Origin of the sequence: Dyella sp. (assembly GCF_035277725.1) — a bacterium.
GTDB lineage: Bacteria > Pseudomonadota > Gammaproteobacteria > Xanthomonadales > Rhodanobacteraceae > Dyella_B.
In genome coordinates, this window is sequence record NZ_DATEJY010000061.1 from 24,940 (window position 1) to 36,940 (window position 12,001).

The following is a 12,001-nucleotide window of genomic DNA, read 5'->3' on the forward strand; positions in this document are numbered from 1 at the left end:
GCCGCCATGTTTCTCCTTACTCGGGAGCCGCTACTCGACGAGATACTTCATGGGTTATGGACTGGCCGCGAGCCGCCCGTGACGTCGGAGCATTCCTCCCCTGCAAGCAGGGGAGGGAGTTCATGCGACGTGTCTTCAACCCCCATCGCCAAACTTGTACGTCACACCGAGGTAATACTGCCGCCCTGCATATTCGAGCTGATACAACCGCGCCGTGGTATCGCCACCCAGATATTGGCGCGCCGTGGCGTGATTCAAATTGATGATCGACGCGGTCACCATGAAGTGCTTGGTGAACTCGTAATCGCCATTCAGATCGAGCTGGCGGTAGGGTGCCGTATAGATCGGCAGGCCCGACGACAAGCCCTGCATGGTGCGGCCCGTCCAATTGTTGGTCACGCGCAACAGCAGCCCGTTCTTTTCATAGAACAACGATACGTTCGCCGCGAACTTGGCACTGCCGATCAGCTCCGACTTGCCGACCTCGGTGTTGCCGAGCGAAACGGGTGTTTCGTTGGTCTTGTTGAGCGTGTAGTTGGCGATGTAGCCAAAGCCCGATTTGAACGTGTGCTGCGTGTAGATCTCCACGCCCTTGGATGTGCCCGAACGTCCATTGGCGTTGGTGCTGTACTGCATGAAGGTTTCCTGCGTACCGCCGACGTTGATGTTGATGTTGTCGACGGTGACCGGGACGACGAAGTTCTTCACCTTCTTCTCGAACAGGTCCACACCCACCACCGACTCGGGTGCGTAGTACCACTCGCCTGCCACGTCGAACTGCGTCGCCGTGAACGGCTTCAGGTCCGGATTGGCACCGCTGCCGTACCAGCCCGGCAACGGCGCGCCGAACTGCTTGCGGTCGTTGTAGTACGCCTGGGTGTTGTTGGTGAGGCTGCCCAGCTCGGCGAGGTCCGTGTAGTTGGCGCGAGACATCGCCTGCGATCCGGCAGCGCGGATCACGAAGTTGTTCGGCAGCATCCATGCGATGTTGAAGCTGGGAAGGAGCTTGTTGTAGTGCTTGCGGGTGGTTGCGTTGGAGAACGTCTCGATCACCGATTGCTCGCGCGGCAGATATTGGAAGTCGCCGGGCGCGCACGGGCCGCCGCCGATGTTCTTGCCGCTCGCCGGGCAGATCAGGATGTTGCCGTTCGCATCGTGGTAGTACACCGCGTTGTTGGTGGTGATGTCGTCGGCGACGGTCAGGTCCTGGCCCGTGCTTACAAAACGCAAGCCCACGTTGCCGCGCAGCGTGCCCGTATCGAAGTTCGCCTGCACATAGGCGGCCGAGATCTTCTCGCGGATCGTCGAGGTGTCCTGGGGCTTGTTGTAGACCACCCGGTCGTAGGTTGCATTGAGGTAGTTGTAATAGGCCGGGAAATTGATCGCCGGGAAGACGCTGTCGTTGTAGGCACCCGTGTGCCCATTGAGCATATAGGGCAGCAGGAAGCCCGCCGGCAGCTGGCCGGCATTCGGGTCGCAGGTCTGGAATTGCAGCTCGGTGCCCTTGCAGTACCAGCGCAATTCGTTGCTCTGCTGTTCGGCGCGGTTGTCGCGGTATTTCACGCCGAATTGCAGCGATTGCATCCAGCTGTCGTCGAAGGCCCAGGTGAAGTCCGCCTGCGCGAAGTTCTGCGAGGTGCTGGTGTTGACCATGTTCGAACCGGTCGAACCGAGATCCACCTGTCCCTCACCGGCGAGCATGTTTTGCAGCACGTTCGGCGTGGCCGAGATGGTCGGCTTGCCATTCAAGGTCCACGCGGCGCCGTTGCTGCCGTCTACCCACTGGCCGTTGACGAAATTGCGCGGCTTGGCGGCCATGCCCAGCTCTATCGACGGCCCACCCGTGGCCCAGGTGCGGCCGACGTTGAACGTTCCGCTGAGGTTGCCGCCGCCATCCCACTCACCTTCGAGGTTGGCGGTTTGCGAGGTGGCTCTTTCAACCGAGTAGTTGCCGTTGAGCCAGGGTATCTCGGTGGAGCAGACGTCTACCGCCTGCCGTTGCGCGCCGGTGACGGGATTGGTCTGCGAGTTGCAGCCCGTGCCCGCGGGAGGAAGCACGTAGTTCGCACCGGTGACGACGGTGTGCGACGGATCGAACGTCAAACCATTGGGTGCGAGCAACCGGCCTTGCTGGTCGGCGTAGCTGCCGGTGGGCAGGCCCCACTCGGGAATCTCGAGCGTATTGGTGATCTGCGTCTGGTCGCGCTGGAAGCGGAAGTAGTTGCCCGTCAGCAGGAAATGATCGGTGGGCTTGAACTGCATGGTCGCCTGCACGCTGGTGGACTTGAGGTCCAACTGATTGCGGCTGGTGGCGAACTGCTGCGGCATCCAGTAACCCGAATAGACGTTACCGGCCTGGTCGGTGACGCCGCCGCCGGGCCACAGCGCGAGATTGGGCGCCACGTCAGCGCCGTATTGTTGATGATGGACGTCTACCGGCGGCTCGGTGCACTTTGAGAAGTCGGTACAGTTGTTGGCCCACCAGTGCCAGCTCGAACCATTGGCCATGTAATCGACGTCACGGCGCTTCAGGTAAGAGCCCCCGACGAGCACGCCGAAGGTCTCATCCTTGTTCTTCCACGACCACAGTGCCGAGGCCTGCGGGTCCTTCTTGGTGCTGTTGTCGGAGCCCGCGCCATTGAGGGAGATGAAACCGTCATTGGCTTTCATTTCCAGCGGACGGCGTGTGTGCAGGTCCACGTTGCCGCCGATGCCGCCTTCGTCCAGACGTGCCTCCAGACTTTTGTAAAGCTTGATCTCCGAGAACATGTTGGCCGGTATCAGCGTGTAATTGAACGAGCGCGACAGACCCGCCGAGGTATCGGCCGAGGCCACATAGTTGCCGTTCAATTCGGTCAGCGTGAGCTCCGGCGCCAGCCCGCGAATGCTGACGGTTTTGCCCTCGCCGGACTCGCGCGTGATGACCACGCCAGGTACGTGCGCCAGCGCGTCGGCAATGTTCTTGGCGGGAAACTGCGCGATGTTTTGCGCATTGATTACTTCGACGATGGAGTTGGAATCGCGCTTGTCCTGCAAGTTCTGGTCGATCGATTGGCGGAAGCTCGACACGACGACGGTCTGCAGGGTAGTGGGGCCGGTTTTGCCCTCCGCTTTTTGGGTGGCGTTGGTGGCTTGCTTGGCCTTGGTGTTATCGGATGTTTGCGCCGGTGGCGGTGTTGCCGTCTCGGTAGCAGGTGTCGACGATGTCTGCGCGGCAAAGGCAACCGCGGGCAACCCCAAGCCACCACCCAGTGACAAGGTGGCCAAGGTGAGCGCGGTGTACAACGGCTTGCGTGTAAACACGTGTGGCAGGTAAATCATTTTCGTCATTCCCCTTTCTGGTTTGCGCGCTTCTCAAGTCGGCGCGGTCATCCCCCCGTGGATCACGTACTGCGGCTGCGTGATTTCTGCGTTGTTGTTTCCCTCCCTCAGGGTGTAGCTGGATCGATCTAAACATCAGGGCGGCGCACGGCAGCGCGGCAAGCCGGCCGTGGACTGCTTCAGGTCTTCTGGTGTGGCGCGCTTGGCGCGCGGTGTCGGTGTCGCCACGCGGGATCGCTGCGGCGATCACTGTCGATGGCAACAGTTACGACGGAGACGGGCACGCATGCGGCGTGCAGGTCTTTCGTCACGGGAAGTCGGACGACGGCAGATTTCATGCGACAGCTATCTCCCTGACCTTTCCGGCGGGAAGCGGCCACACTCACGCGCGCGTCAACGCGTGCGGTCATAGCTTCTTTCCACCCTTTCTTCGAGCCTATTCAGGTCTGTCGCAAGGGCGACATCATCCTGAATCATCCTATTATTTGGATCGATCTAATTCTTGTGCTGCAAATTAATACGCTGTAAGCGCGAGATGTCACGCTGCATCGCAAAAAGGCTAGGGCGGATCAGCGGCCCAGAGGATTGAGCAACGGTTTGATCGTGCGCTCAATTTCAATGCGCCAGCGCCTGCCGAACCGCTCGGCCAAAATCATCCAGTGCGAACGGTTTGGTGATGATCGCCATGTTCTCGCCCAGGAATTCGGATTGAACGGCGGCGGATTCGGCATAGCCGGTCATGAAGAGCACCGGCACGGAAGGGTGGTCCAGGCGCACCAGTTCGGCGAACTGGCGTCCGTTCATGCCGGGCAGGCCCACGTCGGAAATCAGCAGGTCGATGCGCGCCGAATCCGACAGATGCGGCATCGCAGACGTTGCATCGCGCGCCGTCGTCACGCGGTAGCCCAACTCTTCGAGCAGATAGCTCACCAGGAATCTCACCTGGTCGTCATCTTCCACAACCAGGATTTGCTGGCCTTCGCCCTTGGGAAGTTGCGTGCCTGGATAGACCTCGGCAGCAGCATGTTCCGATGGCGCGACGGGAAGATAGAGCGCCACCGTGGTGCCTTTTCCCAGCGTGGATTGCAGATCGATATAGCCTTTGGATTGCTCCACGAAACCGTAGATCATCGACAAGCCCAAACCGGTGCCTTGACCCAGCGGCTTGGTGGTGAAGAAAGGTTCGAAGACGCGTTCCTTGACACCTGGCTCCATGCCCACGCCGCTATCGGTAACTTCAAGCACCACATAGCCGGAAGGGTTGGCGGCAAAACCTTCCCGCACGTACGGAACGGTTTCGGCATAGCGTGTGGCGATGCGAAGTTGCCCGCCATCCGGCATGGCGTCTCGGGCGTTGATGCTCAAATTGAGCAGGGCGCTTTCGAGTTGATTGACGTCGACCATCGCCTTGTCCAATGAAGGCGCCAGATCTACTTTTACTTGAATGCGTTCTCCCAATGTCTGGCTTAAAAGCAGATGCATGGATTGAACGAGCGCATTGAGGTCCACCGGCTTGGGATCGAGCGATTGGCGGCGCGAGAAGGCGAGCAGGCGCTGGGTAAGGCCCGCTGCACGATTGGCCGAATCGAAGGCGGCGCGGATCATGCGATCGAGATTGTCCACGCGGCCGTCCTTCAGGCGCACGCTGATGATGTCCAATGCACCGATGATGCTGGTGAGCATGTTGTTGAAGTCATGGGCGATGCCGCCGGTGAGCTGGCCTACGGCTTCCATTTTTTGCGCCTGCCGCAATGCGGTTTCGCTTTCCGATCTTGCATGTATTTCTGCTTGCAATGCGGCCGTTCGCTCGTCCACCTTGCGCTCCAATGTCGCGGCAAACTGCTGCGCGGCCTGCAAAGATGCCTTGCGTTCGGTGATGTCGGTAGCGAAAACGTGGATGCCATCCACGCGCCCGTCTTCCTGAAAGCGTGGGATGTAACGAATCTCGGCGTCGCGTTGTTCTCCGTCCGGGCGCACACGGCTCAACTCGATGCGGGTTTGATCGCCCGCCAAGGCGCGTTGCACGGCTTCCTTGCATGCTCCCCAATATGTTGTGCCGAATACCTCTTCCAACGTTTTTCCAAGCATGCTGGCTGGCGAGATGCCGAACCAGGTTTGATGGGCCTGATTCACGAAGCGGTAACGCAGATCCGTATCCACAAAGGCGATAAGTACGGGCAGGGCATCTGCAATCAGGCGCAACTCTGCTTCGCTGTTGGCCAGCGCTTTCTGGTTGGCGGCAAGTTCAACCAGGCGGTCGCGTATTTCGAACTGCTTTTGCCGCGACCGCATCGCGGTGGCGACAGCACTGATCAGCGAAGATGTGCTGATCGGACGCTCGAGTTCGATGCAATTGATGACCTCGCGGGGCAATGGCACGGTTGCCGGAGCATGGCCACTTCGCACCGAATGAAGCACCACAAACGGCACGTCTGACCAGGTCGGCTGGCGTTGAAGCGCATGTCGAAGCGGTTCCGTGCCTTGCTTCAACGCTTCTTGCGTGAGCAGGACAACGCCGGTGTCTTCATTGATCTGTTCGGCTAAAAGCGCCAGATTCGGATAGGCGGCGGTGTGGTAACCGTCCTGAGTCAAGACCTTTGCCAGGCTTTCCGCATCGCTTTCCCACGGCGCCACAATGAGTACTCGATAACCATGCGGCGCATCTCTATGCATCTCGACCTTCCAGCAGGGAACGCGCGGCGACGTTGCCGACAAATTCCGGGGTTCCCGTGAGTACACCCTGGAAGTCGGTCAAGGGTTCGCCTACCTGCAACCCCCGGCTGTCAATGCGAAGCTCGCGAATCGTCTCCTCGTGTTTGCCACTGCGGTTCTTGATCACGGAAATCGCCTTGCGAATGCGGCCGCCGGCTTCAAAGAAGCGAAAGAGCACGACCGCATCGGCGATGTAGGAAACGTTGAGCGGCCCCGTATCCATGGAGCCGACCAATCCAAACTGCGGATTGATAAGGAAGGTGGTAACACCCGATTGATTCAAGAAGGCCAGCAGCTCATGCATCTGCAACAGCAGTTGTTTTTCTTCCGGCATGGCTGCCAGGTAACCGTTGAGGCTGTCGATCACCACGATCTTGCATCCCTTCTCCTGCACGCCCTGGCTTACGCGCCAGGCAAATTCACCGGGCGACATCTCCGCCGGATCCACCTGCAGGATGCTCAAGAGTCCAGCTTGGACATGAGGTTCCAGATCGATGCCCATGCTCTGCGCGCGATTGAACAACGTGCCGATGCGCTCATCGAACTCATAGAGATGGCAGCATTCTCCGCGTGCGCAGGCGGCGGCGATATATTGAAGCGCCAGGGTGGTTTTACCGGTGCCGGCTGGGCCGGTGAGCAGGGTGCTGGTTCCTCGCCGAATGCCGCCGCCGACCAGCGCATCGAGCTGACTGATACCGCTAGGGACTGGATCATTGGAAAACGCGACATGGTGTTCGGCAGCAATAAGCCGCGGATAAATCTCGATACCGCCGGTTTGAATGGTGACGTCGTGGTAACCGCCGATATACGTCGCACCGCGCAGCTTTTGCACCTGAAGGCGCCGCCGCGCGGCACCAAATTCCAAGGTGACGCGTTCAAGCGAAATCACGCCATGGCTAAGGCTGTGCAGATGCGTATCGTGCACCGAGCGCTCGCCCGTCAGGTCATCCGTCAAGATCACCGTGATGTTGCGCGGCGAGAAGAATTGCTTCAACGCCAGTACCTGCCGCCGATACCGCAACGGATCCTGCGCAAGCAGCCGTAGCTCGGAGAGGCTGTCGAACACCACGCGCCTGGGCGCAATATGCTCGATCTTTTCCTGGATCAAGCGGATCGTTTCGCCCAGCTCCACTTCCCAGGAATGGAGCACGGATTGGTTGCGGTCATTGCCCAATACCGTTTCCACCGAGGACAGATCGAACAGCTCAATGCCCTCCAGGCTCCAGCCATGCGAGGCCGCCACCTTGATCAATTCCTCGCCGGTCTCCGACAAGGTGATATAGAGACACCGCTCACCCTGGCGCCTTCCATCCAATAGAAACTGCAACGATAACGTCGTCTTGCCGGAACCTGGCTGTCCTTCCAAAAGATAAAGATGCCCGGGCGGAAGACCGCCATGCAGGACAACGTCAAGACCAGGATTGCCGGTACTGCAACGTTCGGACAAAGACATGACTCGCCTCGGTTCAAACACAGATCACAGATTGGAAAGCAATGGTTGTAACCGGAACTGTAGATGGAATGTGAAGAGTTCGTCGTCGTTATGGCCTTGATGAACCGGAATGCGGGGGTCGATCCGCAGCTGATTTATGGCTCTGGCTTGCCTGGATTTTGATGCGGCGCAGTCCTCGAGAACCGACATGTGTGCTTGCGCTTCGCGATTTATCCAGCGCTCATCCCAAAAGTATTTCACCCTCGTTACGCACTGATTTTTATCTTCATCAAAAAATCACAAGGCACCTGCGGGAGTGTCATTTCACGCGGCCATCACGCCGATATGTGCTGGTATAGGCGTTCCGGTGTTCGCAGCGCGCGCAGAATGGGGTTTGCCGTGCGTGCATCGAAACGATCGGTAAGCAACTTCGGAGCGTTGAGGGGCGCCCTGAGACCACCTGTCTCGCACGAACTCGTGCGGGTTGTGCGTTGTTGAGCGAAGCGCGGGGGGAATTAAAGGCCATCTTTTATTTTTTCTTGCGAATTTCGCTATTTATCCTATTTAAAGCGCAAGGTCGATTTTGTTTTCTTTTTTGCGAGAGAGATGCATGTCTACCGGCTTGAGTAAGCAAGAAATCGATTATGGGGTCGTCGTCAATCAGGAAGGGCAATATTCGGTTTGGCCGATAAATAAGATCGTGCCAAACGGCTGGTCCATGACGGGAAAGCAAGGCTCAAAAGAGGGCTGCCTTGCGTTCATCGATGAAGTGTGGACTGACATGCGCCCATGTTCGCTGCAAACGCGAGTTCATTTAAGTTAACCGCTTTGCATGCGATGAAATGAAATAAAGCAGCGGCATGCTGTGCGCGATTCGCCTTTATATGCACGGCGATCGCCGACGAGTTGCGCTGTCCGCACTGATGGAGGTCATGCATAGGCTTCAGCACGCCTGTGACGGAGGTTTCCACTGTCCGTCATGCACATGCATTGGACGATCGATGCAGCGGTAGTGGCGTGGTTTCAACGTGGAATCATGGTTCGTGTTGCGTGTGTCATGTGTCGAGCGTGAAAACCGTATTGCTATTTTCGGGTCAGGGTTCGCATCACTTCCAGATGGGGCGGGAGCTGTATGAGCGCGACGCGCGTTTTCGCGCCGCGATCCTGCATGCCGACGAGGTGGTGCGCGAACGTTGCGGCGAGTCGGTCGTGGCCGTGCTGTTTGACGAGCATCATCGGCGCGAAGCGCCATTCGATCGCCTTCTTCACAGCCATGCCGCCATCTTCATGGTGGAACATGCGCTGGCCACATCATTGATCGATGCCGGCATCGTGCCCGACATGGTGCTCGGTGCGAGCCTTGGCACGTTTGCCGCAGCCGCCGTGGCAGGCCATCTCGATCCGCGCGACGCGTTGCTTGCCGTGATCGAGCAGGCCATTGCGCTGGAAACGCATTGCCAACGCGGCTGCATGATCGCGGTGATGGGGGATTGCCAGCGCTGGCTGACACCCGAGTTGCTCGCATCATGTGAGCTTGCCGCCACTAACTTCGACACGCATGCGGTGATATCGCTGCCTGCTGCACAGGCGGCACAGATAGAGGGCGCGCTGCAGCGACACGGTGCCACGTTTCAAAGGCTGCCCGTCAATTACGCCTTTCATTCGCGCTGGATCGATGAGGCAGAGAGTCCTTATAGGGCATTTCTTCGCACGCTGAAGCTGCGTGAGGGCGGCATGCCGCTGGTCTGTTGCGCGAAAGGCGACGCGTTACACGCGTTTCCTGCGGACCATTTGTGGTCGGTTGTGCGCGATCCGATCTGCTTCCAGCACACCATCGGCGTGCTCGCCGCCCAAGGCGAGCATCGCTATATCGACGTTGGCCCTGGCGGCACGTTGGCAACTTTCCTGAAGTACGCATTGCCGCCAGGTTCGGCCGCTTCCATTCACCGCGTGATGTCGCCGCTGGGCAGCGACATGCAGCGGCTGTCCGACCTGAAGCAGGATCTTCGGCCGGCCGTGCGCGGAATAAACCAGGCAGTCCATCCGGTCATACCGGCAGATCAAGGCAAGCACACTCGCAGCGAGCGCAGCAGGGAGTCACGCACTATGAAAGCCATCGTTTTTCCGGGCCAGGGTTCGCAGTTCAAGGGCATGGGCAAAGACCTGTTTCCGTTGTTTCCCGAACTGGTCGAATGCGCGTCCGACATCCTGGGTTATTCGCTGGAAGAGCTATGCCTGTATGACCGGCAGGGGCTGCTGTCGCAGACACGCTATACGCAGCCTGCCTTGTTCGCCGTCAATGCGCTGCACTACTTTCATCGGCAGGAGCCGGCGGATTTCCTCGCCGGCCATAGCCTTGGCGAATACAACGCCTTGCTCGCCGCAGGCGTGTTCTCGTTTGAAACAGGACTTCGCCTGGTGAAGAAGCGCGGCGAGCTGATGGGCGCCGCCAGCGGTGGTGGCATGGCGGCGGTGCTTGGCATCAGTGCGCAAGCAGTGAGGGCGGCGCTGGACGAGCATGGGCTGGATGAGATCGACATCGCGAACGTCAATTCGCCTACGCAGACAGTGATCGCCGGCCGCAAGGACAGACTCGCCGCAGCGGCCGATCTGTTCGCCAAGAAAAACGTGCGCTGCATAACCTTGAACGTCAGCGCGGCCTTCCATTCGCGTCACATGCGTGCCGCGCAGGCTGAGTTCGCCCAATTCCTCAAGTCATTTACCTTCGCGCCGCCCGAAGTGACGGTGATTGCCAATGCCACGGCCCGTCCTTACGACGGCGCACGCATCGCCGAAACGCTGGCCGCGCAGATCGCCTCTCCGGTGCAATGGGTGGATTCGATCCGTTACGTGCTCGGCCAAGGCGAGATCGCGTTCCAGGAGATGGGCGCCAGCGTGCTGACCAAGATGGTGCAGGAGATCAAGGCCAACATGACGCCCATCGCCGAAGAAACACCGGTTGTGCTGCCCCTCAAAGGCATGGATGACGAACCGTTTTCCGTGAGCGCACCCGTCGACATCCTCCAGAAGGCAGGCCGCCATGATGGCGGGCAGCGTATTGCGGCGACATCGCTCGGCAGCGACGTGTTCCGGCAACGGTTTGGTTTGAAGTACGCGTATATGGCTGGCGGCATGTATCGCGGCGTCGCCTCTGCCGATCTGGTCATAAAGATGGGCAAGGCCGGATTTCTGAGCTTCTTCGGCGCGGGCGGGCTGTCGACGGAAACGATCGAGGCGAACATCGTCCGCATCCAGGGCGAATTGCATGCCAGCCAGCCCTACGGCATGAACCTGCTCGCCAATTACGACTATCCCGCCGACGAAGAAGCCGTCGTCGATCTTTATCTCAAATATCGCATCCGCACCGTGGAGGCGGCGGCGTTCATGCAGATGACGCCGGCGCTGGTGCGCTTCCGCCTGCAAGGCTTGCGCACGGATGCGCGCAACCGGATCGTTTGCGACCACCGCGTCATCGCCAAGGTGTCGCGCCCCGAAGTGGCAAGGGCCTTCATGAGTCCGCCGCCAGCGACGATCGTGGAACGGTTGCTGCAGCGCGGGCTGGTTACCCCGCAGCAGGCCGAGTGGTCGCAGCGTGTGCCGATGAGCCATGACATCTGCGTGGAAGCCGACTCTGGCGGCCACACCGATGGGGGCATTCCGGCCGTGATGCTGCCACCGCTGTTGCGCATGCGCGATGACATGCAGCGCATGCATGGCTATGAAGAGCCGCTGTGCATGGGACTGGCTGGCGGCATCGGTGGGCCGGAAGCGGCGGCCGCTGCCTTCCTGTTGGGCGCGGATTTCATCCTTACCGGCTCGATCAATCAGTGCACGGTGGAAGCCGGCATGAGCGCCGATGGCAAATCGATGCTCCAGGACATGGACATCCACGATACCGACTACGCGCCGGCGGGCGACATGTTCGAGCTTGGCGCGCAAATCCAGGTGATGAAAAAATCGGTGTTCTTTCCCGCGCGTGCCAACAAGCTGTTTTCGCTCTATCGCCATTACGACAGCCTGGACGACATTCCCGAGCGCACGCGGCGGCAACTGGAAGGCACGTTCTTCAAGAAAACCTTCGACGAGATCTGGCGCGAGACGGCCGCTTATTTCAGGTCGGTGAACCGCGAACACGAGATTGCCAAGGCCGAAGCCAATGCCAAGCACAAGATGGCCTTGGTGTTTCGCTGGTACTTCGCCTACAGCTCGCGCATCGCGATGGAAGGCAACGGCAGCGACCGCGTGAACTACCAGATCCACACCGGCCCCGCCCTGGGCTCGTTCAACCAGTGGGTGAAAGGCACGGAACTGGAGCAGTGGAGCAGGCGCCACGTCGATCGCATTGCGATCAAGATCATGGAAGCCGCGGCGGAACACCTGACGCGTTCCTATGCGCGTTTCCTGGATACGCGGGAAAGCCGTTCCGAACGCATCGATCCGATCGAAGCCACTTCCCGGTCGCTGGTCGCCTGATCGCCGTCACGGAGGGTTGCTGCTGAAAGTCACGCCGCTGGATGCGGTCAGCTGCGTTTGACG

Annotated in this window: 5 protein-coding genes; 2 read left to right on the top strand and 3 right to left on the bottom strand. The window is 59.5% G+C overall.

Features of this window, described 5'->3' with window-relative positions; all coding sequences use genetic code 11:
* Positions 1-135 precede the first annotated feature (135 nt).
* The 3 genes from VJR68_RS05540 to VJR68_RS05550 form a co-directional block, all read right to left on the bottom strand.
* Positions 136-3,321, bottom strand: coding sequence for a TonB-dependent receptor (locus VJR68_RS05540; RefSeq protein ID WP_324146572.1), 3,186 nt, complete (start codon positions 3,319-3,321; stop codon positions 136-138).
* 615 nt (positions 3,322-3,936) lie between these two features.
* Positions 3,937-5,994 carry a PAS domain-containing protein gene (locus VJR68_RS05545; protein WP_324146573.1) on the bottom strand — a complete coding sequence of 686 codons (2,058 nt, stop codon included), beginning with the start codon at positions 5,992-5,994 and terminating at the stop codon, positions 3,937-3,939.
* Entirely contained in the window at positions 5,987-7,486 is a 1,500-nt protein-coding gene (locus VJR68_RS05550; protein WP_324146574.1) for an ATPase domain-containing protein, read from the bottom strand. The genes VJR68_RS05545 and VJR68_RS05550 overlap by 8 nt, the downstream gene beginning before the upstream one ends.
* Before the next feature lie 589 nt (positions 7,487-8,075).
* Here VJR68_RS05550 and VJR68_RS05555 point away from each other — a divergent pair.
* Together VJR68_RS05555 and fabD are read left to right on the top strand one after the other, a co-directional pair.
* Positions 8,076-8,288 carry an MbtH family protein gene (locus VJR68_RS05555; protein ID WP_324146575.1) on the top strand — a complete coding sequence of 71 codons (213 nt, stop codon included), beginning with the start codon at positions 8,076-8,078 and terminating at the stop codon, positions 8,286-8,288.
* A gap of 245 nt (positions 8,289-8,533) precedes the next feature.
* The gene (gene fabD / locus VJR68_RS05560) at positions 8,534-11,938 is read left to right on the top strand and encodes an ACP S-malonyltransferase (RefSeq protein ID WP_324146576.1); all 3,405 of its coding nucleotides are present in this window, start codon (positions 8,534-8,536) and stop codon (positions 11,936-11,938) included.
* The last annotated feature ends 63 nt before the right edge of the window (positions 11,939-12,001 follow it).